The organism is Gemmatimonadales bacterium, assembly GCA_041390145.1.
Classification (GTDB): domain Bacteria; phylum Gemmatimonadota; class Gemmatimonadetes; order Gemmatimonadales; family GWC2-71-9; genus SPDF01.
This window is the reverse complement of record JAWKQM010000009.1, coordinates 107,085-132,775: the sequence shown is the minus strand read 5'-3', so window position 1 is coordinate 132,775 and position 25,691 is coordinate 107,085. Positions and strand designations below refer to the sequence as shown.

The following is a 25,691-nucleotide window of genomic DNA, read 5'->3' as shown; positions in this document are numbered from 1 at the left end:
CGGTCCTAGGGCACCAGCACGAAGGGGCTGCCGCCGAGCCTGGCCTTGATGGCGGCGGCGGCGGCATCGGCGGCCTCGCGGGATGCGAGCCCCAGGACGCGCACCTTGTAGAGATTGCCCTTCTCCTTGACGGCCGTGCCGGTCATGCCCATCGCCTTGAGATCGGCGATGACGCTGTTGGCCGAGGCCTGTGACGACACGGCGGCGACCTGCACACCCCAGGCGCCGGAGGGGGGCTGGGCTGCGGGGCTGGGAGCAGGGGGGCCGGAGCTGGTGTCGGCCTGGCCGCTGCATCGGCCCTGGAGGAACTCGAGGCGGTTCTTCGCTTCGACATCGGCGCTGGGGCTGGTCAGGCCGCGGGTAATCCACGCACAGGCGTCGGCGGGCTTGTCGAGCTCGAAGCTGGCGCGGGCGGCCCAGTAGGAAGCCGACGGAAGGAGCGTGCTCGAGGGATCGTTGGCGCGGATCTGCTCGGCGCCGCGGACGGTGCCGGCAAAGTTACGGGCAGCAAAATCCATCTGCGCGAGGCGGAGGAGCGCGTCGTCGGCCCACGGGCTGGTGGGATATTCCACCGCGACCTTCTGGTAGGCGCGCTGCATTTCCGTCGTGGTGCGGGCGATGGAGCCCTGCGTGTAGAGAATTTCCGGGTACAACGGATCGCTGACCGGGGTGACGGCCAGCAGTCCGTTGACGATGGCGGTGGCGGAGTCGGGCAGACCCTCGGCGGCCAGCTGCACGGCGGTCTTGAGCCGGGCGTCGGTCTGGGCGTGGGCCGGTGCGCTTGCGATGGCGAGTACCAGGGTCAGCATGATCAGGCGTTTCACTGTTGCTCCGGGAACTGAATCCACGAAAACACGAAAACACGAAAACACGAAAGTCTTTAGTCCTCAGTCCGAAGCCGCAGCACCAATTCCTGGATCGTACCGATGTCGCCGGTGATCGTGGTGCTCTTGCTGGCGCGGTCGGCGTCAAGCGTGGCCTTCAGGGCGGCGCGCAGGCGGGGCTGCGTCCAGCGCTCCGCCCAGCGGCAGAAGTTGTTGACTTCTTCGCCCCACTGGCCGAGGCCGGCCGGGCGGGCCGACTTGACGAGGTTCCAGACGGCGGCGTTGAGCTGCCGGCCCCGAACCTTCCTGTCATAATGCGCGCGCGCGGCCGCGGTCGCCACCAGGGCAGTGCCGAGCAGCTGGGCGAGGCGCACGCCGGACACGCCGGTCTGTGAGAGGACCACAGGGGTCAGCCGAAGCGCGGTCGCGGTATCACCCTGCATGACAGCGTTGCGCCAGTCGTAGGGGGTTTCGCCGTGGCGGACGCCGACGAGGTCGCCGAGACGTTCGAGGGTGACGGGGCCCTCGCTGGCGAGGCCATAGAGCTTCTGGAGTTCGGAGCGAAGGGCGCCGAGGTCGGTACCGACAGTCTTGATGAGATGTGCCTCGGCACCGGGAGCGAAGGTGATGCCCATCGTCCTGGCTTCGCGCGCCACCCAGCGGGTGGCCTCCTCGACGGTGAGTTCCGCAAACGCGACGGTGTAGGTGTGCTTGGCGAGGTCGGTGTCGGGCTTGTCGTCCTTGGCTTCTCCGGCGGCGCCCTGAACCAGCACCAGCACGGTCTCGGGAATCGGCTGCTCAAGGTACTGCAGGACCGCCTTCTTTCCGCGCGTCTTTCGCTTCCACGCCTCGACGTCGCGCACCACCACCACGCGGCGATCCGCCATCATTGGGAGGGTCGTGCAGAGGGAGAGCACGTCCTCGGGTTCGAGCTGCTGGGCGGAGCGGATGTCGAGGTTGAAGTCGCGGAGCCCGGGGTCGAGCACCTTGTCGAGGAGGGCGGTGGTGGCCTCGTCCTTCAGCACATTCTCGGCGCCCAGGAAGTAGTACGCGGGCGCAAGTTTCCCCGCGTCGAGGGCTTTGGTGAAGGTGCCGTAGGAGTGGGTAGGCATCGCCTAAAGATAGGCGATGCGGGGGGGCAGCGGGGCCGGGAGGCGGAATATCGGCCCCCCTGCCCCGCAGCCGTGCAGCCTAGCCCAAGTGCGGCTGGATTTCCTCCGCAAACGCCGACCGGGCTCGGTTGAGGCGGCTCTTGACGGTGCCGAGGTTGGTGCGGGTGATCTCGGCGATCTCCTCGTAGCTCTTCCCCTCCAACTCGCGCATGACGAACACCTCCCGGTGGGTCTCGCCGAGGCGGTCCACGGCGGCGTCCACGAGTTCGCGCAGGTGGCGCTGGTGATAGAGCTCGTCGGGCCGATTGTCCGGGTCCTCGAACTCGATCGGAGCCCCGTCGGGATTGTTGCTCTCGAGGGTCTGGTAGAGCACCAGCGGGCTCCGCTTCCGGTTGCGGAGTTCATTCCGCGCCAGGTTGGAGGCGATGGTGTAGACCCAGGTGGAGAACTTCCGGCTCTGGTCGAAACGGTTCAGGTGGCGATAGACGCGGAGGAACGCCTCCTGGACCAGGTCCTCGGCGCGCTCGCGGTCCTGGATCATCCGGGTGACAAAGTTGACGAGCCGCGGCTGGTAGCGGGTGACGAGACGAGTGAAGGCCCGTTCGTCGCCGGCGAGGTGGGCGGCGATGAGGTCGTTGGTGTCGGTCTGGGCAGAGAAGCTGGGAACGTAGGCCAGTGCGGTGGCAGACATCGGTTCCATCTCCATCCGGACTTGAGTCCGGTCGCTGGTGTAATGGCCCCGGAAATACCGAGGCGCCAACATTGTTCAATGTTGACGCCGACAAGTTTATACAAACACGGCCGTTTGTTCAAGTATCTACTTTGTAACATTGTACAAACAACAGGGCCACCAGGCTCTTCCCGTCGGTTATCTCCTTGTCTTGTATCATCTTACGAACCTTTGACAGGGGAAACTCGTGCAATTCCATGAATTCATCTGCCTCCCTGGCGTGCTCCCCCTTGGTCAACCCGGTGGCCATATATAGGTGAATCACCTCGTCGGAAAATCCGGGCGTCGTCACGATCGACAGCAAGTGGGTGACGGCCTCCGCCGAGTACCCGGTCTCCTCCTGCAGCTCACGCTTTGCGCACCGCTCGGGATGCGCTGCTTCTCCGGCGTCGAGCTTCCCCGCGGGGATTTCCCAGAGCCAGCCGCCAGCGGCGTGGCGGAAATGCCGGATGAGCAGAATGCGGGGGTCCTTGGCGGTGGGATCATCGAGGAACGGAACCACGGCGGCCGCCCCCGGGTGCCGCACAACATCGAGCTTCCCTTCGGTGCCGTCGGGGAACTCGACGGTGTGCTCCTCGAGCCGAATGATGCGGCCCTGATGAATGACGTCGGCGTGCTTGAGGGTCACGAATGGCTCTCTCCGTAGGGGTGATAGCCGGCGCGTCGAATGATGGTCCATCCGATGATGGCGCCGGAAACCTGGATCAGTGGATCGGTCACATCGACGAAGCGACCCTGCACGACGAGCTGCAGCGCTTCGGTGCCGAAGGCGAGCCAGACGGCGGGCCAGAGATTGCCCAGCCACCCCGTTCGGCGCCACGGCCAGACGGCGAGCAGTGCGCCGAGGGGGATGTAGAGACAGAAAGGTCCAACGACGTCGGCCACGCTGAAGACATCCATGCGCCCACCGAGTGCGGCGAGCGGCACCCACCAGTCATGGGAGAGGCGATCGGAAAGGGGAAGGAATTCCGGAACCCACGGTCGGAGTGCCCACAGGGCAATGAGCGCCGCGAGGAAACGAAGCACCCAGCGGGGGCGTGCGGCGCCGCGCACCGCCTTGGAGAAATCGGGGAGGAGAGCCGCCGCGAGGAACGCACCGGCGGCAATGGCCAACGCGTGGACGACCACCGCGCCGGCAATGATTGGCTGCCCGTTCGGACCGTGCAGCAACTCGGCGAGCACCGCGAGCGCGGCACCGTACAGCACCACACGAGTGCGCGCCGCAGCATATCCGAGGTCCGCTTCGACCAGGGCTGCGACGGCGAACATGCCGGCGGGCAGGAAGAGGAAGAAGTCCTCGATCGGCAGGTCGAGCAGTGATCGCCAGGTGAACGAGCCAAGCGCGATGCTCATTCGCGCGAACGGCCCCCCCGAGGCGCCGAACACCTCGTCCTGTCGGAGGAGGGGGACCGTCGCCTCGATGAAACAGGCCAGGCCGTACGGTCCCGCGATGGCGCGTGCCGGGATGCCGACGAACGAGCGATGTCCCTTGAGCGAGGCGGCGAGCCGGACGAGGAAGACGAAGGCAAGCGCGCCGATCGCGGTGCCGACCGTGTTGGTAAGCACGTCGACTATGCTGGCGTTCCTGGTGGCAGAGAAGAGCTGCGCGGTTTCCACGCTCAGGCTGATGGCGGCGCCGGTCAGGAGGGCCAGGAGCAGCTGCCTGCTGGTCCGGCCCGCGGCGGCGGTGGCCATCCAGACGACACCCCAGCCGGCGAAGAGCGCCAGGTTGCGGAGCGCGTCGATCGCATCGCGCGCGCCGATGTGCGGATCGAGCGCTCGGCCCAGCCGCCAAGCCACCCGCGCGGTGTCGGGGCTGAAGTCAAAGGAAGAGAGCGTGGCGAGGAGGAGGATGCCAACGAACGCCACACGCGCCGGGAGGCGTGCGCGGTCGAGGATGCCGACGAGGGAAGGGCGTGGGGGTGTGGTCAATGGGAGGTGGCGGCCTTCACCCGTTCCTGCACGGCGAAGACCGATTGCCGGATCATCTCCTGCAGAACCTCAAGGTCGATATCGGACAACCGCTTGATGTAGAGGCAGGAACCACCGCTCTTCTTGAACTTGCCCAGCTTCTTGAGCAGGGGTCCGGATCCGGCGAAGCCGGCCATCAGATAGACCGTCAGGGCCTGCTTCCTCGGCGAGAACCCCGCGAGAAACCAGTCGCCTTCACGGCCGCTGGCGTACTTGTAGTGGTACTTGCCGAAGCCGATGATTGACGGCCCCCACATCACGGCCGGTTTGCCGGTGGTGGTCTTGAACAGCTTGAGGAGGGTGCGACACTCGGCGCGCCGGTTCTCGTCCGGGATGCCGGCGATGAACTTGGTGACGCTGAGCTTGGTCGCGGTGGTCTTGTTGTCGGCCATCGGGGCTCCTTGTCCGGTGGGAATCTGACGGGGGAGTGCGGGGAGGGCTAGACCTGGTGTGGCGGGGGGTGGGTGGGGAGACGAGGGAGGGCGTGACGCCCAGAAGGGAGAATCTCGCGGGTGCACAAGATCGTGAAATTTATCAATAGCTCAGGAGAATTGCTCGAAAATCGCGAAAATTGGTGATTTCTTGTCAAATATTGGGCAATCTCGCGCTTGGGTCAGCGATCGGGGCGTTGGCTTACGCGAAGGCGCGAAGATGCCAAAATTGGTATGAAGTAGGCGAAAATGTTCCAGAAATGCCACAAAACAACGGAAAAAATGAAGATTTTCGACAGAATACCAACTACTTGGCAAGTCCTTGAAGTTCTGCGTGGAGGACCACCATGGCCCAGGTGTCGCGCTCGCAGTAGGCAAGAAGGTCAGTCCGCAGCTGTGCCTCCTCGTCGGGGGCGATGGGGGTGGTGCCATAGAGCATTCTAGCAATCTCCAGTTGTGCGGTGCTTCCGTCTCTTATCGCGAGCCCGTCGTAGGTGACAGAGGGGCAGAGCGTGGGAAGGACGACCTTCAGGGAGAATGACCCATTGAAGTCTGGGTGATACACGTGGTGGGCCACCATGGGCTCCAGGTCGACCACTCGCGCATGAATTCTCATCAGGTCGTCGGCGAGTTCAGGTACTGCTTCGGCCAACCCCTTCAGGCAGGATTTTTCGAAACTGGAATGGTAGGTCACCACGGAGCCATCACCCACACAATGGGCGACCAGCGACTCAGCGAGCGCCCGACGCGGGTCGGCGCCGTCTTGAGCCAGGAACGCGACGTGCTGATGACCGCTTCCCTCTTCTCGGTGGGCAGAGTACTGGACCGGGATCTTCGTCCATGGAGCTGTAGCCGGGAAGCGAGGAATCGCGAACGACACGGTTTCGAAATCGAGGTAGACCAAGGGCTTCCGCCATTCGGCGAGCGCGCCGCGTAGCGTCGGCTCGACCACCAACGCACCGATGCGTGCCGCTGCCTGTTGTCGCCGCTGAATGGCGTTGAGCTTCGTTGTCGGCGGTATGTCCACGAAAGTTGTGGCACCCGCCCGCTCAAGATCGAGCTTGTCGCCCCACTTCATCCGGTAGAACCGGTTGACCGCAAATCGTTCCCGAGGCCAGCAGCGATCGTAGAACGGACACCCTCCGCAGGAGGCATTCCTGCTATCATCTGGGAGCGGGCCATCAAGGACCGTGAGCAATCGTTCGACCTTGTTCGGCACTTCGGATAACAATCGCTCGGTCTCGCTTGTGACGTCCTGTCGAACGAAGAGCGAGCCAAGGTCCGGATGCTGGCAGGTCCGGTTCAGGTGCATCACCTCCGCCCGCGTCACCTCGACACCGGCCAGCGCGGCCACATGTCGCTGAAAAGCGACGTCGCACAGATGCTCCTCTCGGATCTCGTTGCTGCCCTTCACTTCAATGAGCGCGTTCGTCTCGTCGTGTAGCGGCTCGAGCAGGTCGACACGTGCGTGAAGAGGCCCCGCCTGGAGCGGCACCTCGTGCCGAGCCCCGCGCACCCAAGGCCGGGCGGCCAAGGTGACCTCCTGGCCTTGGCGGAACATCCACTGGGCCTGCGCATCGGGACGCAGTTCGGGTGCGTCTGGGTCGTGCACTTCCCACCAGAGGCGCTTTGGACAGGCAAGGCCGCTCTGAAACAGCGTCTTTGTCAGCGTGACAGACCCCACTTGATCAGCCTTTCGCGAATTCCTCAACTCCTAGGCCATGACTCCCTCATGCCGATACGCCGCCAGCACATCCTCGCTGAAGCAGACGAAGATGACTTCTTCTACCCCTGACGCCGGCGCCACTTCATGCGCCACCCGCACGGCAATGGCCGTGGCGGGATGGAGCGGGTACCCGAAGATGCCCGCGCTGATGGCCGGGAAAGCGATGCGCTTCACCCTGCTCTCCTGCGCCAGGCGGAACGCTGAGCGATAGGCATTGGCGAGCAGCTCCGGCTCACCCTGAACACCGCCGAGCCAGCGGGGGCCGACCGCGTGGATCACGAGCCGCGCCGGCAGGTCGAAGCCGGGGGTAACGCGTGCCTCGCCGACGGGGCAGGGGCCCAGCGCCGCGCACGCCTCGGCGAGTTCGGGTCCGGCGGCACGGTGAATGGCGCCGCAGACGCCGCCGCCTGGCGCCAATTGATCGTTCGCGGCGTTGACGATGGCGTCCACGTCGAGCGTAGTGATGTCGGCGAGGACGGCGCGGAAGATGACCATGCTCAGGGTTCCTCCGGCCCGCCTTGAATGCGATACAGCACATCCCAGACGCCATGGTAGAGATGGGCGCGCGCCGACCCCTGTCGCTTGCCCACCGCCGACTTGAAGTTGTCGTAGTCAATTCCCTCCACCTGCGCCTGCACCGCACGGGATACCGCTGCGCGAGGTGCCTGGGCGCGAAAGCGGTAGTCGGCATTGGGGTCTTCCTTGATATCTCCCAATTCCGGAAGCCCGGCCTCGCGAAGCGCCTCGAGATCGGCCTTTGCCCGTGCCCTGACGGTGAGGGTCCCGCCTTCCCGGTCCCACGGCTTCTCGACGACGCTGTAGAACCCGGTGGTGGTGATCAGCCACATAGGCTGCCTCCTGGGGCAGGATGGGATAGGGGGCTCACGCGAAGACGCGAAGTCGCGAAAAACGTCAGAATATATCACGAAATCAGAGGATTCTGACCGAAAACGACTCAAAAACTCAACAAATGGCGCCATCTTTCGCTATTCCGACCCTCCGGCTCTCCTCCGACCCTCTCTCGTCCTCGGGCCGGGGCGCCAGTCCAGCTGGATGGAGGCGAAGAATTCATCAGAAACTGGGGAAAACAGCGCAATAATCGCGATACAATTGGGTAAATGGTCGATATTTTGACGAGAAATGCTGATTTTGTGCGACCTTGGCGCTTGGGTCCTCAGCCCTCCTTCTTCCCTCCCCGCCACACCTCCACACCCCGATCCGTTCCGTGCACCATCAGCCGGGCGTCGGGGCCGCCGTAGCACCGCATCAGGTCGTGCATCATCGCCTCTTCCCCCGCCCAGGGGTATCCGAAGACGAGGTCGAACTCGTCGAGCGACTTCCCGAGTTCGAGGTATCCTGAGCGCCCCTGCCCGATCGTGCCGAGCCGGCCATCGCCGTCCTTCGGCTTCCAGGCGTACCCCTCCGGCAGGAAGCTGCCGGCCACGAACGTCGCCCCGGAGTCGAACTTGGCGGCGAGCGAGCGCGCCGTCGCCACCAGCGACGCATCGAGTTCGATCCCGTACGCCTCATAACCCAGCAGATCGGCCATGATGGTGATGACGCCGGTGGCCGAGCCCCACTCGAGAAACGTCGAGCCAGGCGCTCGCTGCGCGATGAGCGCCTCGAGCACCGACTCGTAGTTGGCGGCCACGAAGGGATGAAAGCGATGGTCCCGCACGTCGTGGTCGAACTGGTCGAACAAGGCCCACCCCGCTTCGCGGAGGGCATCCAGCCGCGCCTCGAGTTCTGGTGCAATGGTCGCAACGGTCATAGGTGCTGCACCCCGCGTATTCCTTCCTTGAAGGCGTCCATCTCGTCCCGCGTGATGCGGCGCGCCGGCACCCCGCCCCACGTCTCGCCCGCGCCGACGCGGGACCCGGGGAGCAGCACCGAGTTCGGCAGGACCGTGGCGCCGTCACCCACCTCCACGTCCCCCATGACCGTCACGGCCAGCCCAAGCGTGGCCCGGGCGCCGATGACGACCGGCGCCACCGTCAAATGCCCGCCGCCGCCGAAATGCGCGCAAATCCGCACGCTGCCTCCCAGCGCGGCATCGTCCCCAATCTGAATCAGCTGCGGATCGGAAATGTACTCGGTGTTGATGAAGGCGTGCCGACCGATCTTCATCCCCATCGCCTCGAGAAACCAGACGCCAAACGGTGTCAGGGTGACGAACGGGAGGAAGGTGTACCGCACCAGGTAGAACAGGGCGTTGTGCAGGAGCCAGGGCGCCGCCTGCAGGGTGTAGTAGCCCCCCCTGAACGGCCGGACCCTGGTCGGCAGCACCAGATTATAGAGGGGGACGACGATGAGGAGGGCAAACCCGAAGACGAAGAACGCCACCGCCGTGCCAAGGGCGATGGCGAAGGCCTGCCCGAGCATGGACAGCCTGGCGCCCCATTCCGCCACCCACTGCCACACCAGCACCGCCGGGGTCAGGGCCAGGCCAAGCGCACTGGCCACGATGGCATAGAGACCGAGCACCACGATGATGTACGCCGGCCGCGCGTACCGGCGGACCAGCCGGTCCAGCAACGTCCTGGGCGGCTGGTTCCGCGAGTCGTCCTCGGCGAAGGGCTGCGTGTCAGACCTCGATCGGCAAGGTCCGGATCCGCTTCCCGGTCAGCGCAAAGATCGCGTTGACGACCGCCGGCGCAATCGGCGGCGTGCCCGGCTCGCCCACGCCACTGGGCGGCTCCGTGCTCGGCACGATGTGCACGTCCACCTCCGGCATCTCGTTCATCCGGAGCATCTGGTAGGTGTCGAAGTTGCCCTGGACCACGGCGCCGTTCTCGATCGTAATCTTGCCGTAGAGCGCGGCGGTCAGGCCGAAGACGATGGCGCTCTGCATCTGGGCCGCGACGATATCCGGGTTGACCACCACGCCGCAGTCCACCGCGCAGGTGACACGGTGCACCCGTACCTTGCCGTTCTCGATGGACACCTCCGCCACCTCGGCGACATAGCTGCCGAACGAGTTCACGACGGCAATGCCGCGCGCCCGACCCTCGGGGAGCGGCGTGCCCCAGCCGGCCTTGGTGGCCGCCAGCTCGAGCACCCCGCGGTGACGGGGAGCATTCGCAAGCAGGTTCCGGCGGAATTCATACGGATCCATTCCCGCCGCATTCGCCACCTCGTCCATGAACCCCTCGGCAAAGAACCCATTCTGCGAGTTGCCGACCGAGCGCCAGAAGCCCACGGGCACATCGACGTTGGCGTCCACCCAGCCGACATGGAAATTGGGAATCCCGTACGCGATGTTGGCCGCGCTGTCCACCGCGTCCATGTCCAGGCCGTTCGGGAGCGGCCCGAACACCATCGTGAACCGCTTCATGGTGGATTCGGACACGAGCGTTTGCGACCAGGCGACCGGCAACCCTTCCTCGTTCAGGCCCGCGCTCACCTTGCACACAGCCGCTGGCCGGAAGAAGTCGTGATGGACATCGTCTTCCCGCGGCCAGATGACCTTGACCGGCGCCCCCACCGCCTGCGAGGTCTGCACCGCATCGATCACGAAGTCGAGCTCGAACCGCCGCCCGAAACCGCCACCGAGGAAAGTGGTATGGACCGTGACCGCGCTTTCGGGCAGGCCGGTCAGCTTGGCGGCGATCCCCTGCACGCCGAGCCCGCCGCCCGACTGGAACTGGGTCGGCGCCCAGACAGTGCACTTGTCGGCCTCGACCGACGCCGTGCAATTCATCGGCTCCATGCAGGTATGCGCGAGGTAGGGCACCTCGTACGTCGCCTCGATCGTCTTGGCGGCGCTTCGCATGGCCCCGGCGGGATTGCCATCGTGGCGCGCCGTAACGCCGGGCCGGGCCGACAGCGCCCTGAGCTTGGCGGAAATGGCGGCGCTGTTGAGGTTGGCGTTCGGGCTCTTGCTCCAGGTGACCTCCAGCTTGTCGCGTCCCTTCATGGCCGCCCAGTAGCCGGTGGCGACCACCGCCACTCCGTTGCCGATCTGCACGACCTGCGAGACACCGGGCACGGCGAGCGCCTGCTCGGCCGAGAAGCCAGTGACCGTGGCGCCCAGGACCGGCGCGCGCGCCACGACGGCCACCAGCATCCCCGGCGTCGTCGCGTCAATGCCGAAGCCGGCGGTGCCGTTGACCTTGCCCGTGAGATCGGTGCGCGGCATCGGCTTGCCGATGAGCTTGAAGTCCTTCGGGTCCTTGAGGGTGACGGTCTCCGGCACCGGCAGGGCCGCGGCGGCGACGGTCAGCTCGCCGTAGCTCAGCTTGCGGCGCTTGCCCGTTTCCCGCACATAGCCGTTCTCGGTGGAGCAGGCGGAGGGGTCGATGCCCCACTGCTGCGCGGCGGCGGCGATCAGCATGGCGCGGGCCTTGGCGCCGGCCTCGCGCAGCGGCTGCATCGAGGTCATGACGCTGGTGCTGCCGCCGGTGCCCTGCAGTCCAATGGCAGGGTTGAGGAATGCCGGGCCGGCGGGAGCCGACTCGATCTTCATGGTGGTCCAGTCCCCGTCAAGCTCTTCCATGACCATCTGGGGCAGGGCGGTCATGACCCCCTGGCCCATTTCGGACTTGTCCACCACGACTGTCACGATGCCGTCGGTGCCGACCTTGAGCCAGGCGTTGGGCTCGAACGGGGGCCCGGTGACCGCCGCCACCTTCGGGGAGCAGCCCGGGAGGTAAATGGCCAGGGTGAGGCCGGCGCCGACCGCGATGCCGGCGCGCATGAAGTCGCGGCGTGAGACGTCGTTGGCGCTCATGCGGCACCTCCCGCCGCCCGGTGCACCGCTTTGCGGATGCGCTGGTAGGTGCCGCAACGGCAAATGTTGCCGGACATGGCGTCGTTGATCTGTTCGTCGGTGGGGTTCGGCGTGTCGGCCAGCAGGGCTGCCGCGGCCATGATCTGGCCCGACTGGCAGTATCCGCACTGCGGTACCTGCTCCTCGATCCATGCGATCTGGAGCGGGTGGTCGCTGTCGTCGGAGAGACCCTCGATGGTCGTGATGGTCTTCCCCTCGACCGCGGAAACGGGGAGCTGGCAGGACTTCGCCGCGTCACCGTCGACATGCACGGTGCATGCGCCGCACTGGCCGATGCCGCAACCAAACTTGGTACCGGTCAGCCCGAGGTCTTCCCGGAGGACCCAGAGCAGGGGAGTGTCCGGCGAGGCGGCGGAATCGATCGCCTTGCCATTGACAGTGAACTTGGCCACACAACCTCCAGAGGGTAATCGGTGCCGTGGTCTACTTCGTGAATTTAGCCAGAAGGGTGGAGCCCTTGCGCAGGTCCAATCCCTTTGAGGTCATCTTCCATTCGGTGGCCTGCTCAAGCGCCATGGTGTACCGGGACTCGAGCTCGCCGCCCTGGGCGCAGGCCATGCGGGTCATGGCGAGCGGGCCAAAGCTGACCGAAGCCCCCGACAGCGTGTAGCTGCCCGAGAACTGGTTGCAGCCGGCGTAGCCGCTCGCGCGCCCGCTGGTCTCGTCGAAGCGGAGGGTGGCCGGCTGGCCGTTGGCGCCGGTCCCGGCGGGGGTGCCGCCGATTGCCACGAGCCGCCACTCGACGCCGACGGGAGACTGCATGGGGCTCGTTCCTTCCGGAGCAGCGCTGGAGCACGCTGATGCGCCAACCATCCCGATACCCACCGCCAGCGCCAACGCCACCCGCATCTGTGTTTCCTTCCATCAAGGCTGCCCAGATACAATCGGTCCGCTTCCCCGCTTCCCCGCTTCCCCGCTTCCCCGCTTCCCCGCCTAAAGGTATCTCGCCACCGCCATGCAGATAGTGGCGATGGCCAGGAGCAGCGCCACCCACCGGAGGGCGCTGCCCGACCGCATCCGGTAGCGTGCCAATTCCGTCTGCAGGTCGTCGCGTTCCGCGCCGGGCGCGGCAGCGGCGAGTTGCTCAGCGACGCGAACCATGTTGATCGAGGCCGGCCGCAGCCAGAAGATGCCGAAGGCCAGTGCCACCAGGCCGGCGGCGGCGCCAACGCCATACACCCGCGCCGACATCGATCCCGCCCAGATCGGTCCGACGGTGGCGATCATGTTCCAGTAGAGCCAGAAGCCGGACACGACGGTGACCAGCGCGAGGACCGGCATGACGGTGAAATACCCGCGCTTCTGGAGGCCCTGAAGGATCGGCAGGCCGCCGGGGCCGGCCTCCCGCATGCTCGGCGAGAGATAGACGGCCACGAAGATCACCGCGCCGGCCCAGAACACTCCCAGGCAGACATGGAGGATGCGCATCAGGAGAAACAGCGGTTCCATGGGGTCACTCCGGGAGAGAGAACTTTTCCTTCAGCACCCACACCTTCATGGCGAAGAATAACCGGATCATCATCTCGTGGTCAGCGTCCTGCACCAGCGCGACGAGCGCCTTGCCGTCGGTCCCCCTGGTGCGGCGCACACTTTCCTTGGCCCGGAGCCGGTGGCTGATGAGATCGAACCACTTCGGCAGCTGGTGCCGCTGGTCGGTGCGCACCACGTCCTTGGTCTTGCGGCCCGTCGCGTCGGCCAGCGCCACCAGGCAGTAGCGCTTCCCCCTGGCCGCCGGCATCGTGGCCCGCATGAAGGTCAGCGACCGGTCGGTCAACTCCTCCCACACCTTGAGCTTCGGGGTGCTCCGGGGGCGGACCTCGATGCGATCGCCTGCCGTCTTGGGAATCCGCAGCACGAACTCCCACTTGTTCCGGGCCGGGAAGTTGCCGTCGGTCACGCCGTACCACTGCTCCGTGCCGCTCATCGAGGTGCCGGCAAAGGTCCATTGCGCGGGATGCGCCTCGCCCTGCTCGACCATGACCCGGTCGAGTCGATAGTTCTTCATCTTCGCCATGCGCTCCTCCGGTGGTCAGTAGCGGATCGCGTAGTAGACGACGTAGAACCAGCTGAACAGGCCGTGCAGGATGGCCCACAGAATGGAGTGGTTGGCGCTCCAGGAGATGGTGATGGCGAGGGCGCTGCCGAATCCGATGCCGGCCTTGGCGGCGGAGTTGGTATGGCTCACGGGGCGCTCCAGATCAGGGGAACGGTCTTGGGTGTCCCTCCACGATAGGGATTCCGCGGGCCCTTGGCCAGAGGGGAGATGACCGCCCTATCGCCCTGCCTGGATCGCCTGCGCCCGCGCCACCAGGTAGGCGTAGAGCGCGGCCTCTTCCTCGTCGGTGAAGTTGCTGAAGCGGTTCCGGGCCATTTCGCTCATCAGTGTGAGCTCCCGGCCGCCGAGCGCCTCCCCGGTCGCGAAGAAATGCGCGAATTGTTCCGGTGTGTACCCCGCCGCGATGGCGAGATCAGGGGTGTCACCCGGATAGCCCTGCAGGCGGAGATTGTGGCATTCCGGACAGGAGGTGCGTGCAAGGTAGGCGCCGCGGGCGTGGGGCTCATCGCCGGCGGGGAAGTACCCGGCGGCGGTGAGCGAATCAGTCTCCCAGACCACCTCGGCGGCGGGACGGTAGTCTCCCTGTACGATTTCCCAGCGTGCCAGCGGCCCGGGGGCAAAGAGACGCGGGAGCCCCGCGACCGGCGGCGCGCTCCGGATGTAGGCGATGATCTTCCCGAGGTCGGCGTCGCTCAGTGGGGCGAACATCTCGGAGGTCATGGACCAGACACTCCGGCCATTGGGACGGACCCCCCGGCGGATGATGCGCACCAGCTCCGCGTCCGAGTAGTTCTGCGCGGCCTCCGTCAGGTTCGGCGCGTTCTGCCGGCCGAACCAGACGTCGTCCTCCCAGACCTGGCCGGACATGTCCTTCGCATGACACCCCCGGCAGCCATGGATCAGGGCAATGCGGCCACCATCAGCGATCGACGCCGAGTCGGTGGGAATGGGGATGGAGACGAGGGGTTCGTCGTAGGTGCGGCGGATGACACGTTCCGAGAGCGCGTATACGGTGGCCGCCGCGATCAGCAGCAGGGCGACCATCGCGGCAATGGCGTTCCTGAGCCTTCGGAGGACACGGTGCACGGGGGCCCTTGGTTAAGGGAGTAATCCGGTCAAGATACGGGTTGTCGCCGCGACTGGCCATACCATTCAGGCCGTCGTAATCTTCTCTCCTCCTCCTTTCGGCGAGTTCCATGGAGTCTCCGCACCTGCTGTTCGGCCTCAACCCGCTGTGGGTCGCCACGGCCCTCCTCGTCATCGCCTACATCGCCATCATCGCGGACAGGGTGAACCGCGCGCTGGTGGTGGGGATCGGCGCCTGCCTGGTCATCGTGACCGGCGTGCTCAGCCAGGACGAGGCGATCCGCGGCGTGGACTGGAATACCATCATGCTGCTGGCCGGCATGATGCTGATCGTCGGGATTGCGGGCCGCACCGGGCTCTTCGAATACGTGGCCATCCACGCGGTCAAGCTGGCACGCGCACGCCCGGCTGCCATCCTGGCGCTCCTGGCCATCATCACCGCCGTCTTTTCCGCGCTGCTCGACAACGTGACCACGGTCCTGCTCGTGGCCCCCGTGACGCTGGCCATCACCAGGCAGCTCGAGGTGGATCCATGGCCCTATCTCTTCGCGGAGATCATGGCGTCCAACGTTGGGGGCACCGCCACCCTCGTCGGCGACCCGCCCAACATCATGATCGGCTCCGCCGTTGGCTTCACCTTCAACGACTTCCTCTTCAATCTCGGGCCGGTGGTGGTGATCATCGTCGCCGTGCACGGCGCGATCGGCCACCTGGTGTGGGGGCGCCGCCTGCGCGCCTCGGACGAAGCCCGGGCCCGGGTGCTGGCCATGGACGAGCGGGAGTCGATCACCAACCCGCGGCTCCTCCGGCACGTACTCATGGTGCTCGGAGGAGTCGTCGCCGCGTTTGTCACCGCCCGGTACACCCACCTCGAGGTCGGCACGATTGCCATGTTCGGCGCGGCGATTCTTCTTCTCCTGGATGTGCACGACCGCACCGCCGAGGAGCAGGCGCACCATGTCCACTCCAGCTTCGGTGAGGTGGAGTGGATTACGCTCTTCTTCTTCATCGGCTTGTTCGTGATGGTCGAGGGCGTGAGCAAGACGGGTCTGCTGACCATTCTGGGCGAGAAGCTGCTGGCGGCCACCGGGGGAGACCCGACGGTGACGGTCCTCGCGGTGCTCTGGGTCTCGGCGCTGCTGTCCGCCGTGCTCGACAACATTCCCTTCGTGGCCACCATGATCCCGCTGGTGAAGGGGCTTGAGCCGGCGTTCGGCGGTGCCACCGGCCTGCATCCGGTCTGGTGGGCGCTGGCGCTCGGCGCCTGTCTCGGTGGCAACGGGACGCTCATCGGCGCGAGCGCCAACCTGACCGTGGCCGGCCTCGCGGAGCGGGCCGGCGTTCCGTTCCGCTTCAGCAAATTCACGGCACGCGCCTTCCCGCTCATGTTGCTGAGCGTGGGCATCGCGCACGTCTATCTGTGGTTGCGGTACCTGCGATAGGGCGGAGGGGCGCAGCTACCAGCCGCGACTCCCCGCGACGAGGACCTTGGCCGCTTCCGCGACCAGGTAGGGGAGCTCCCGACCGAGGCGGGCCGAGATGGGGCTGGTCCGCGTGGGGCTGGTATAGGCGGTGAGGCCCTGGCGGCGCGCCTCGAGTCGCACCCGCAGCATGTGGAACGGATCACTCACCACCACCACCTCGGTGATGCTATACCCCCGACACCATTCGGCCACTGCCACCATCGATTCGTCGGTGGTCCGTCCTGACGGCAGCACGACCAGCGCCGGAGCCGGCACCACCTTGGCCAGGTACGCGGCGGCGGCCTCGGCTTCGCTGGTTTTGTCGCCGGTGGCCACGCCGCCGGTCAGCACGATGATCGGGGCCACGCTGTCGGCATAGAGCTGCGCCGCGTGGTCGAGCCGGGCCTTCAGCACCGGGCTCGGCTTTCCGTTGTACTGCGCCGCGCCGAGCACGATGATGGCAGAGACCGTGCGGGCCTGATCCTGCCGACTGACGGCGAGCACGGAGAAGAAGGCCACCAGGTAGCCCACCACCACGAACAGGACACCAAAGCCGAGGACGGTCTTGAGCCACCTCACCTAGAGGTCGAACCCCTGGCCAAGCGCCGGAAGCACCACTTCGCCAACTCCCTCTTCCTTGAGAATCTTGCCCATCGCCTCGCGTGCGGGCGTCTCGCCATGCACCACGAAGGCCCGCTTGACCGGGCCGCCGATCTTCCGCACCCACTGCCGGAGTTCGTTCCGGTCGGCATGCGCCGAGTACCCGCCGATCGTCTCTATCTCGGCCGCCACCGGGTACATGTCGCCGAAGATCTTCACCTCGCGCGCCCCCTCCTGGATCCGCCGGCCAAGGGTGTGCTCCCCCTGGAACCCGACGAAGAGCACGATGTTCTTGTGGCTGCCGATGCCGTTCTTGAGGTGATGGAGAATTCGGCCGGCCTCGGCCATGCCGCTCGCGGCGATGATGACGGCGGGGCCGTTCAGGGTGTTGAGCGCCTTCGACTCGCCCACGTCGCGGACGTACGTCACCAGCTGAAAGTCGAAGAGGGCCTTGGAACGCCCGATGAGCTGTTCGCGCTGGTCGAAGATTTCCGGATGCAGGCGGAAGACCTCGGTGGCGTTTACCGCCAGCGGGCTGTCGATGTAGATCGGGATGCCGGGAATCTTGCCGGTCAGCCAGAGCGAATGCAGCGCGTACACCAGTTCCTGCGTGCGGCCCACGGCAAAGGATGGAATCAGCACCTTGCCGCCGCGGCCGGCGGCACGCCGCACGATTTCCCCCAGCCGTTCCTCGGAACCGGCAATCGACTCGTGATCCCGGTTGCCGTAGGTGCTCTCGATGATGAGCGTGTCGATGGCGCCGGACGGGGGCACCGGGTCGCGGATGATGGGGAGATCGTTCCGGCCGATGTCACCCGAAAAGACCAGCCGATGCCCGGGGCCTTCGGTGATCCGGATGTCCACCGACGCCGAGCCGAGGATGTGGCCGGCGTCCATGAACGTGGTGACGAGGTGCTTCCGGATGTGGTGCGGCCGGTTGTAGGGGACGGCCTCGATGAGGTCCTGCACGGCGATCGCATCGGCCATGTTGTAGAGCGGCTCGGCCTCGGGACCGACACGGTTGTGCCGCTTGAGGAAATCGAAGTCGCTCTCCTGGATATGCGCCGAGTCCGGCAGCATGACGGCGGAGAGGTCGCGCGTGGCCGGCGTGGCGATGATCGGGTTGTGGTACCCCTCCTTGACCAGCAGGGGGAGGCGGCCCGTGTGATCAATGTGGGCGTGGCTCACCACCACGGCATCGATGAGGCGTGCGTCGAATGGCAGCCTGGCGTTGAGCTCCCGGGTTTCGGCGCGCCGGCCCTGGAAGAGTCCAGCGTCGAGGAGCACCCGCGCGCCGGCCGCCTCGAGGAGGTGCATCGAGCCGGTGACCTGGCCGCCGGCGGCGCCGTGAAAGGTGATTCTCATTGGGTGCCGAACAGCCGATCACCGGCGTCGCCGAGGCCGGGCAGGATGTAGCCATGCTCGTTCAGCTCGCGGTCGAGCGCGGCGACGAAGACCGGTACGTCGGGGTGATCCTCCATCATTCGTTCCACTCCGGCCGGGGCGGCCACAAGGGAGATGAGCCGGACATATTTCGCGCCCGACTCCTTCAGCTTGGCGATGGCCGCGGAGGCGCTGCCGCCGGTGGCGAGCATCGGATCGAGCACCAGGTACACCTTGTCGGCGCCGAGCGGCGGAATCTTGAAGTAGTAGCTGACCGGCTCGAGCGTCTCCTCGTTGCGGTAGAGGCCGATGTGGCCGACGCCGGCGTTGGGGAAGAGGGCGGCCACGGCGTCCACCATGCCGAGGCCGGCGCGGAGGATCGGGACGAGCACAATCCGGTCACCGGGGAGGCGGCGCCCTTCCATGGTCTCGAGCGGTGTACGCACGGGGATCGGTTCGGTCTCGAGCGTGCGGGTCGCTTCGTAGGCCAGAAGGGTGGCGATTTCGCCGACCAGTTGGCGGAACTCCCGGGTGGGCGTCTCGACGTTCCGGAGCAGCGCCATTTTGTGCTGCACCAGCGGGTGGGAGACGACAGTCAGGTGGGAGGGAGGCATCCGGGGAATGTACGGTCGGGCGGGGGAGGGGGAAAGGACCGGGCTGTGATCGTCGCATTTCACCTCACCCCATGTCCCCCTCTCCATGCTGCCCCCCTTCTCCACATGGTGGAGAGGGGGTTGGGGTGAGGTAAGAGGAACGAGGCGATCAGCCTATCTGTCGACGCGCGATTGTTCGAGTTCCTCAATCAACACATCCAGATCCTTCGGCTCCGTCTCGTAACTGGTGATGCACGCGCGGAGCGCACGGGTGTGACCGCCGAGGATGACCGGACTGATCCAGGCCTGTCGACTGGCGTAGACGCGTTGGACGACGTCGTCGATCGAGAGGCGCCCCGCCTCGATATCGGGGTGGGTAAAGCAGACCACTGGCAGCGGGGTGTCGGCCACGAGGGTCCAGTCGGCGGCTGTCAGCTTGTCGCGCAAGAGTTGTCCCATCGCCGCCTGGTGGTCCACCAGCGTTCCGTAGCCCTCGATCCCGAGCTCGGCGAGTGACATGAACACCTTGAGTCCGGTGGCGCGTCGGCTCCACTGGGGGGTGGTCTGGAAGCCGTCCACCGTGTCTCCCGTCGGCACGGGCATATAGGTGTGGACGGCGGCAAACGCCTGCTTCACCGCGTCGGGGTGGCGGCAGAAGAACATCCCGCCTCCCATCGGCACGCTAAGCCACTTGTGCGCGTCCCAAGTGACGGAGTCGGCCGTTGCGATGCCCTCGAGGTGGGGCCGCAGGGTGTCCGACATCAGCGCGCCACCGCCCCAGGCGGCGTCGACGTGGAACCAGGCGCCGGTGCGCCTTGCCACGTCGGCGAGCTCCGGCAACGGATCGATGATGCCGGCGGCGGTGGTGCCTGCCGTGCCCACAATGAGGAGCGGACTCCACCCGGCGATTCGGTCGGCCTCGATCAGCTGCTCGAGTGCAACGGGATCGAGCTTGAGGTCGGCGCGGACCGGCGCCTCACGCACGCTCGCGGTGCCGAGGCCGGTCATCTTGGCGATCTTGACGAAGGAATGGTGACTCTCGCCCGAAACGTAGATGGCGGGGCGGGTGCCGAGGGCCGCGACGCCTCCGTCAGCCCAGTTCGGAAACTGGAAGGCCAGCGCGCAGAGGGCGGAACAGAGGTTGGCCTCGGCGCCGCCCGACGTGAACTGGGCCAGCATGCCGTCGGGATCGTATCCGATGCGCACGGCCAGGGCACGGAGTGCCAGCCGCTCCATCTCGTTAGCGGCGGGGCTGTGGCTCCAGACGGCGAGCTGCGCGTTGTAGAGCGCGGCAAGGGTGTCGGCCACGATGCCGGCCTCGCGCACCTGCGGATTGAAGAGGCCGAAGTACCGCGGGTGGGTGACGTGAAGTTGCTGGGTCCGGAGGAGCCGCATGACGTCGGCGGTCAGGGTCTCCAGGTCGATCGACCGGTCGAAACGGTAGCGCGGCTCGAGCTCGGCGCGGAGCGAGCCGGGGGTGGCGTCGGGGATGACGGGAAGATCCCGGATCCGGCGACGGAAGTCGGCGATTTCGGTGGCGATATCGGTCCAGAGAGGCATGGGGGATTATAGGTGGGGACGCTGGGGCGATGGGAGGGGGAGTCCGCTTGGCATTGGTACCCCAAGTCCTTATATTCCCGCCGCTTGAGGCTAGGTAGCTCAGTTGGTAGAGCAGCGGACTGAAAATCCGCGTGTCGGGGGTTCAATTCCCTCCCTAGCCACTTAGGGCTCCGCCCGGACGCACCATTGTCCTTCGGATCAATTCCCTCCCTAGCCATGTCCCGCGGCTGAAGCCGCGGCTCGGCTGGTGTCGCTTAAGCGACTCTGCGGCCGTCACCCCGGCGAAAGCCGGGGTCCATGTTCCGCCAGCCTCCCTGCCCGTCGGCCCCGCTGCCCCGCTGCCCCGCCTACTGAATCATCAAGTGCGCCCACGGCTTGCCGGGGTACATCAGCCACGGCTGATCGGTGAGCGGCATGACCGAGATGCCAGTCGATTCCTGGGTGGCGTACGGCACATACAGCGAAATCAGGGTGCGCGCCCCCTTCGGCCGGCCTGCCATCGGATCGAAGTTGAGGCTGTCGGCATAGAGTGAATAGAGTGCCGCGGCCCGGGCCGGCATGGTGATGGTGCCGGCGTTGATCTCCGCCAGGCGCGCCGAGTCCACCGCCGAGCGCTTGGTGATGCCGGCGGCGCGAAGCTCGCGGCCCCGCAGCATGAACGCCGCCAGTGACTTGTGGTAGCAGTTGGCGGCGTACCCCTCGATCTCGGGGTTGTCGGTCAGGCAGATCATCTCGTTGGTGCCGGCGCGGAGCTGCACCAGCGGCCCGCCGGGAGTCGTGTAGCCGAGGACCTCGGCGCCGGCCCGCATGCTGTCGGGGAGGGGCAGGACCGCGGCGGCGATCTGCCAGGCGGCGGTCCGGTTCTGGGCGACGGCCGGTGAAGCAACAGACAGGAGGGCAAGGGAAGAGAGGAGCAGGGAGAGGCGCATCGGTCAGTGTCCTTTGGTGCGTGCTGGTGAGGTCAGGGCGGTGTAAACCATCGTGCGGAACTTATCCGCCAGGTCGAGTCCCCGCGCGGGAAGCAGTTGCTGCATCAACACGACCACGAGGCTGTCGGTCGGGTCCACCCAGTAGTTGGTGGCATACGCACCACCCCAGCCGAAGCGTCCCGCTGAACCGTATTGCCCGGCGAGCCCGGGGTCCTCGAGGATTTCAAACCCAAGTCCGAACCCCACGCCCCGACTGGAATAGAGGGAATCTACCTGGTCGGCGGTCATCAGCGAGACAGTGGCTGGGGAGAGAATGCGCGCGCCATCGAGCTCGCCCCCGTTGAGCAGCATCTGCAGGAAGCGTGCGTAGTCTCCTGCCGTCGAGACGAGGCCGGCGCCGCCGGCAAAATCCTGTCTGGGCCCTTCGAGATAGTCGCCCTGGCCCATCGGCCCGTCAGGAGCGCGGACCAACGCTCCCCCCTCCGTCACCGCGTACACCGCGGTGAGGCGTCCACCGGTGGATGTGGGCGGGAAAAACCAGGTGCTGTTCATCTTGAGCGGCACGAAGATCCGCTCCTGGATGAACTGGTCGAGCGGCATGCGGGACGCCCGCTCCACGACGCACCCCAACACATCCGTGGCGTATCCGTAGATCCACTCCTCCCCGGGCTGCGCTGCCAACGGGAGCATTCCGAGTCGGTCCATCGTGGTGCAGATCGACTCCGCCTTGTCGGCCAGGTACCAGCCGTAGCCTGCGGCAGGGCCGAGGCCGGCGGCACGGTAATCGTCGCGGATGAGCGGGTCGGTGCCGTAGGAGAGGCCGGCAGTCTGGGTCAGGAGCTGGCGGATCGTGATCGAACGATGGGCGGGGATGAGGGCGCGCCCGGTATCAGTCGCCACGGCCACACGGGCATTCGCAAAGCCCGGGATGTACCTGGAGACAGGCTCATTCAACCGGAGGCGACCCTCCTCTACCAGGATCATGGCGGCAACGCTGGTGACCGCCTTGCTCTGGGAGGCGATGCGGAAGAGCGCGTCCGGGGTCATCGCCCGTGCCGCCTCGCGGTCAGCCATGCCGAAGGTACCGCTCCAGGCCACCTGCCCGCGCCGGGCGACGATTGCGACGACGCCGGGTGTCCGGCCGGCGTCCACATACGACTGGATGAGTGTGTCGATCCGGGCGAGGCGCCCGGGGGAGAAACCGAGTTGTGTCGGCTGGCCCGCGGGGAGCCCCTGGGCGGCCAGATCCGGTGCAAAGGACAGGGCCAGCGTGAGCATGAGAAAGCTGCGTCCGGGGAACATGGCGCCTCGGGGTAACTGACGTGCTGAAGGTACGGCCCAGCGCCGGGCGCCGCCACCCGCGAAGAGCGGAACCCGTTTCCCTGCCGGATCTTGCGTCCGTTCCGGTTTGGCGCGAAGTTCCAACGGTTCCCCCACCTGAATATTGCGGCACCCCGTAACCGAGCACCGATGACCACCGCTGCCCGCGCCTGTCCCGCCTGCCAGACACCACTTCCCGAAGAGGCGCAGTTCTGCCTCCGTTGCGGCGTGGCCACACCCACCGATCCAGGGGTGCCGCCGCGGACCGCGACGACCGGCATGGTCGAGGTGGCCCAGGTGAAGAAGGCGCTGGCCGGCCGCTACCAGATCGAGCGGGTCCTGGGCGAGGGCGGGATGGCCACCGTCTACCTGGCGCACGACCAGAAGCACAACCGCAAGGTGGCCGTGAAGGTGATGCGGCCGGAACTCGCGGCCACCCTCGGAGCGGACCGGTTTCTGCGCGAGGTGCAGGTGGCCGCGCAGCTCAGTCACCCGCACATCCTCCCGATGCACGATTCCGGCGAGGCCGATGGCGTCCTCTACTATGTGATGCCGTACGTCGAAGGGGAGACGCTGAAGGAGCACATCGCCAAGCAGGGGCAGCTCTCGGTGAGTGAAACGATGCGGCTGGGGCGCGAGGTGGCCGAAGCGCTGGCCTACGCGCATACCCGCGGCATCATCCACCGCGACATCAAGCCGGGCAACATCCTGCTGCAGTCGGGGCACGCCCTGGTGGCGGACTTTGGCATTGCGCGGGCGCTGGGCGAGGAGGGCGAGGCGCTTACGAAGACGGGGCTGGCCGTCGGCACCCCGCAGTACATGGCGCCGGAGCAGGCCACCGGCGAGCGCGAGGTGGACGGCCGAGCCGACATTTATGCCCTCGGTGCGGTGATGTACGAAATGATGGCGGGCGAGCCGCCCTTCACCGGGCCAAACGCGCGCGCCATCATCACCCGGAGCCTGACCGAGGAACCGCGCTCGCTGACCACCTCGCGGTCGGGGCTTCCGTCGGTGGTCAACAGTGCAGTGATGAAGGCGCTGGCCAAGAGCCCTTCCGATCGGTACGCCAACGCCGGAGAAATGGTGAGCGCGCTGGACCGGGCACAGGAAGGCACGCGGAGCGGCACCGATGAGGTGGCGGTATCGACGGGGCCTGCACCGATGCAGGTCTGGGGGTTCTTCGCCCTGGGGTGCATGGGGATGCTGGCGCTGGTGTCCGCCATCATCCGGCAGTGGAGCCTGCCGCGGTGGACCATCGGGTTTGCCGTGGCGCTGTTGGCCATCGGTGCCGTGGTGCTGGTGCTCACGGGCAAGATGGAAGCGAGGCGGCGTGCGGGGACCGAGACCACCGGGATGGGTCGGCTCTTCACCTGGCGCTTTGCGACCGTCGGTGGTGTCCTGTCGCTGCTCCTCTGGGCCAGCGTGGCGACCGCGCTCGCGCTCTCGGGCCCCGGTGGAAGCACCGCCGCCGCTGCGGCCGGCAACCATCTGGCCATTCTTCCCTTCGAAAATCAGGGTGCTGCTGAGGACACCTACTTCGCCGACGGAATCACCGACGAGGTGCGCGGCAAACTGGCCCGGGTCAGCGGCATCACCGTCATCGCCTCGAGCAGCGCCAATCAGTACCGCAATTCGACCCAATCCCCGCAGACCATCGCGACCGAACTTGGCGCCAACTACCTACTGGTAGGGAAGGTGCGCTGGGCCAGCGGCCCCAATGGGACGCGCCGGGTGCAGGTCGTGCCCGAATTGATCGACGGCCACACTGGTGCCACCACCTGGCAGCAGAGCTTCGATACCGACGTGACCGACATCTTCGAGGTCCAGGCGCAGATCGCCTCCCGCGTGGCGGGGGCGCTGGGTGCGCAGCTGGGGTCGCAGGAGCAACAGCAGCTCGCGGAGCGTCCGACCAAGAACGTCGCTGCGTACGACCTCTACCTCAAGGGCAAGGCAATTACCAGCGCCGACGCGGTCGCGAGCCGCCTTGCCGCGAGCTACTTCGAGCAGGCGGTGGCCCTGGACTCGACCTTTGTCGACGCCTGGGCTGAGCTGGCGCGGGCGAGTGGGCGGGTGTTCTTCAACGGCAGCCGGGATCCGGTGGCTGGCGCGCGGGCCAAGGTGGCGATGGAGCGGGCGATCGCGCTGGGTCCCCAGCTCCCCGCCGGGTATACCGCGGCCGCCGCCTACTATTTGCTCGTGGACGTGAACACGGAGAAGGCCGCCGAGGCCATGGGGCGGGCGCTGCAGCTGGCGCCGAACGACGCAGAAGTCCTGGTCAGCGCCGCGCGGGGCGAGATCAATGAGGGAAATATCGATGCTGCGGTGGCCAAGCTGGAGCGGGCCAAGGAACTCGACCCCCGCTCGGCGTCGACCCTGAGCAACTTGCAGCAGGTATACCTGTATCAGCGCCGCTTCGACGATGCTGCCGAAGCGGGTCAGGCTGCCATCGCACTCACCCCGACCGATCTCAACCTGGCCGAATGGCAGGCGATCGTGTTTCTGGCGCAGGGAGACCTGAAGGGGGCGCGAGAGGTCATTCGAGCGACCATCGATCGCGGCAATCCTGCGCCCGCCGTCGCAGCCATCTTCGGAGGGTACTACGAACTCTCCTGGGCTCTGGCGGACGCCGAACGGAACCTGCTCTTCCGGTTGACGCCAGCAGCCTTCGACAATGACCGGGCGTGGTGGGGGCAGACCATGTCGATCGCCTATGCCGAACAAGGCGATATGGCGATGGCGCGCACCTACGCGGATTCCGCACTCCCCCGGACGAAGGCCCTGCTGGATGCCTCTCCCAACGACGCGCAGAGCATGGCGCTCTACGCCCTGATGCTTGCCCACTCCGGAAAGAACAAGAGCGAGGCGGTTACTCTGGGTGAACGGGCGGTGGGGCTGGAGAAGACCGGCCAGGGAAACCAGAGCTACAACATGCTCCTGCTGATCCGGACCTACTTGGCGGTTGGGGAGAAGGACCAGGCGCTCGACGTTATCGAGCAACTGCTGCCCAGGCAGTATTACGTTACGCCGGGCTGGCTGCGCATTGACCCGACGTTCAATTCGCTGCGAGGGAACCCGCGGTTCGAGAAGATGGTGAAGGGGCAATAGGGGTCAGGGGGGC

At 66.5% G+C, this 25,691-nt stretch carries 26 protein-coding genes and 1 tRNA gene; 3 read left to right on the top strand and 24 right to left on the bottom strand.

Going from position 1 to position 25,691, the window contains the following annotated elements; translation table 11 throughout:
• Nucleotides 1–5 precede the first annotated feature (5 nt).
• From R2910_09555 to R2910_09470, 18 genes are all read right to left on the bottom strand, one after another.
• Nucleotides 6–824: an SPOR domain-containing protein gene (locus R2910_09555; protein MEZ4413216.1), complete on the bottom strand. Its 819-nt coding sequence runs from the start codon at nt 822–824 to the stop codon at nt 6–8.
• Nucleotides 825–880: 56 nt separating this feature from the next.
• Nucleotides 881–1,936, bottom strand: a complete 1,056-nt coding sequence (holA, locus tag R2910_09550; GenBank protein ID MEZ4413215.1) for a DNA polymerase III subunit delta — start codon at nt 1,934–1,936, stop codon at nt 881–883.
• A gap of 79 nt (nt 1,937–2,015) precedes the next feature.
• On the bottom strand, nt 2,016–2,627 hold the full coding sequence (locus tag R2910_09545) for a sigma-70 family RNA polymerase sigma factor (GenBank protein MEZ4413214.1): 612 nt from the start codon (nt 2,625–2,627) through the stop codon (nt 2,016–2,018).
• 118 nt (nt 2,628–2,745) lie between these two features.
• Nucleotides 2,746–3,294, bottom strand: a complete 549-nt coding sequence (locus R2910_09540) for an NUDIX hydrolase (protein MEZ4413213.1) — start codon at nt 3,292–3,294, stop codon at nt 2,746–2,748.
• On the bottom strand, nt 3,291–4,598 hold the full coding sequence (locus R2910_09535) for a VanZ family protein (GenBank protein ID MEZ4413212.1): 1,308 nt from the start codon (nt 4,596–4,598) through the stop codon (nt 3,291–3,293). Before R2910_09535 ends, R2910_09540 begins: the two co-directional genes overlap by 4 nt.
• Nucleotides 4,595–5,029, bottom strand: coding sequence for a DUF1801 domain-containing protein (locus R2910_09530; GenBank protein MEZ4413211.1), 435 nt, complete (start codon nt 5,027–5,029; stop codon nt 4,595–4,597). The genes R2910_09535 and R2910_09530 overlap by 4 nt, the downstream gene beginning before the upstream one ends.
• A gap of 346 nt (nt 5,030–5,375) precedes the next feature.
• Nucleotides 5,376–6,752 carry a DUF2779 domain-containing protein gene (locus R2910_09525; GenBank protein MEZ4413210.1) on the bottom strand — a complete coding sequence of 459 codons (1,377 nt, stop codon included), beginning with the start codon at nt 6,750–6,752 and terminating at the stop codon, nt 5,376–5,378.
• A 30-nt stretch (nt 6,753–6,782) separates the two neighbouring features.
• Nucleotides 6,783–7,289 carry a macro domain-containing protein gene (locus R2910_09520; GenBank protein ID MEZ4413209.1) on the bottom strand — a complete coding sequence of 169 codons (507 nt, stop codon included), beginning with the start codon at nt 7,287–7,289 and terminating at the stop codon, nt 6,783–6,785.
• Nucleotides 7,290–7,291: 2 nt separating this feature from the next.
• Nucleotides 7,292–7,642 carry a hypothetical protein gene (locus tag R2910_09515; protein ID MEZ4413208.1) on the bottom strand — a complete coding sequence of 117 codons (351 nt, stop codon included), beginning with the start codon at nt 7,640–7,642 and terminating at the stop codon, nt 7,292–7,294.
• A 326-nt stretch (nt 7,643–7,968) separates the two neighbouring features.
• On the bottom strand, nt 7,969–8,565 hold the full coding sequence (locus tag R2910_09510) for a hypothetical protein (GenBank protein MEZ4413207.1): 597 nt from the start codon (nt 8,563–8,565) through the stop codon (nt 7,969–7,971).
• The gene (locus tag R2910_09505) at nt 8,562–9,329 is read right to left on the bottom strand and encodes a hypothetical protein (protein ID MEZ4413206.1); all 768 of its coding nucleotides are present in this window, start codon (nt 9,327–9,329) and stop codon (nt 8,562–8,564) included. The genes R2910_09510 and R2910_09505 overlap by 4 nt, the downstream gene beginning before the upstream one ends.
• A gap of 49 nt (nt 9,330–9,378) precedes the next feature.
• Complete coding sequence (locus tag R2910_09500; GenBank protein MEZ4413205.1) at nt 9,379–11,523, bottom strand: xanthine dehydrogenase family protein molybdopterin-binding subunit; 2,145 nt, start codon at nt 11,521–11,523, stop codon at nt 9,379–9,381.
• Nucleotides 11,520–11,975: a (2Fe-2S)-binding protein gene (locus R2910_09495; protein ID MEZ4413204.1), complete on the bottom strand. Its 456-nt coding sequence runs from the start codon at nt 11,973–11,975 to the stop codon at nt 11,520–11,522. Before R2910_09495 ends, R2910_09500 begins: the two co-directional genes overlap by 4 nt.
• Before the next feature lie 31 nt (nt 11,976–12,006).
• Entirely contained in the window at nt 12,007–12,345 is a 339-nt protein-coding gene (locus R2910_09490; GenBank protein ID MEZ4413203.1) for an META domain-containing protein, read from the bottom strand.
• A 171-nt stretch (nt 12,346–12,516) separates the two neighbouring features.
• Nucleotides 12,517–13,032 carry a hypothetical protein gene (locus R2910_09485; GenBank protein ID MEZ4413202.1) on the bottom strand — a complete coding sequence of 172 codons (516 nt, stop codon included), beginning with the start codon at nt 13,030–13,032 and terminating at the stop codon, nt 12,517–12,519.
• Nucleotides 13,033–13,036: 4 nt separating this feature from the next.
• Complete coding sequence (locus R2910_09480) at nt 13,037–13,597, bottom strand: hypothetical protein (GenBank protein ID MEZ4413201.1); 561 nt, start codon at nt 13,595–13,597, stop codon at nt 13,037–13,039.
• A 15-nt stretch (nt 13,598–13,612) separates the two neighbouring features.
• The gene (locus R2910_09475; GenBank protein ID MEZ4413200.1) at nt 13,613–13,768 is read right to left on the bottom strand and encodes a hypothetical protein; all 156 of its coding nucleotides are present in this window, start codon (nt 13,766–13,768) and stop codon (nt 13,613–13,615) included.
• Between the two features lie 87 nt (nt 13,769–13,855).
• Nucleotides 13,856–14,725, bottom strand: coding sequence for a c-type cytochrome (locus R2910_09470; protein MEZ4413199.1), 870 nt, complete (start codon nt 14,723–14,725; stop codon nt 13,856–13,858).
• Nucleotides 14,726–14,835: 110 nt separating this feature from the next.
• Here R2910_09470 and R2910_09465 point away from each other — a divergent pair, with 110 nt between their 5' ends.
• A complete protein-coding gene (locus R2910_09465) occupies nt 14,836–16,167 on the top strand; it encodes an ArsB/NhaD family transporter (GenBank protein ID MEZ4413198.1) in 1,332 nt (443 codons plus the stop codon).
• 15 nt (nt 16,168–16,182) lie between these two features.
• Here the strand turns inward: R2910_09465 and R2910_09460 are convergent, their stop codons facing one another.
• The 4 genes from R2910_09460 to R2910_09445 all read right to left on the bottom strand — a co-directional run bounded on the left by R2910_09460 (nt 16,183) and on the right by R2910_09445 (nt 20,324).
• Nucleotides 16,183–16,767, bottom strand: a complete 585-nt coding sequence (locus R2910_09460; GenBank protein ID MEZ4413197.1) for a YdcF family protein — start codon at nt 16,765–16,767, stop codon at nt 16,183–16,185.
• Nucleotides 16,768–18,153: an MBL fold metallo-hydrolase gene (locus R2910_09455; protein ID MEZ4413196.1), complete on the bottom strand. Its 1,386-nt coding sequence runs from the start codon at nt 18,151–18,153 to the stop codon at nt 16,768–16,770.
• Entirely contained in the window at nt 18,150–18,785 is a 636-nt protein-coding gene (gene upp, locus R2910_09450; protein MEZ4413195.1) for a uracil phosphoribosyltransferase, read from the bottom strand. Before upp ends, R2910_09455 begins: the two co-directional genes overlap by 4 nt.
• Nucleotides 18,786–18,938: 153 nt before the next feature.
• The gene (locus R2910_09445; GenBank protein MEZ4413194.1) at nt 18,939–20,324 is read right to left on the bottom strand and encodes an aminotransferase class V-fold PLP-dependent enzyme; all 1,386 of its coding nucleotides are present in this window, start codon (nt 20,322–20,324) and stop codon (nt 18,939–18,941) included.
• A gap of 88 nt (nt 20,325–20,412) precedes the next feature.
• Between R2910_09445 and R2910_09440 the strand changes: the two genes are divergently transcribed.
• Nucleotides 20,413–20,485, top strand: a tRNA-Phe gene (locus tag R2910_09440).
• A gap of 186 nt (nt 20,486–20,671) precedes the next feature.
• On the opposite strand, the gene R2910_09435 is transcribed toward R2910_09440, so the two are convergent.
• Nucleotides 20,672–21,253: a hypothetical protein gene (locus R2910_09435; protein ID MEZ4413193.1), complete on the bottom strand. Its 582-nt coding sequence runs from the start codon at nt 21,251–21,253 to the stop codon at nt 20,672–20,674.
• A gap of 3 nt (nt 21,254–21,256) precedes the next feature.
• A complete protein-coding gene (locus tag R2910_09430; GenBank protein MEZ4413192.1) occupies nt 21,257–22,555 on the bottom strand; it encodes a serine hydrolase domain-containing protein in 1,299 nt (432 codons plus the stop codon).
• A 168-nt stretch (nt 22,556–22,723) separates the two neighbouring features.
• Between R2910_09430 and R2910_09425 the strand changes: the two genes are divergently transcribed.
• Complete coding sequence (locus R2910_09425) at nt 22,724–25,678, top strand: protein kinase (protein ID MEZ4413191.1); 2,955 nt, start codon at nt 22,724–22,726, stop codon at nt 25,676–25,678.
• Nucleotides 25,679–25,691: the final 13 nt, after the last annotated feature.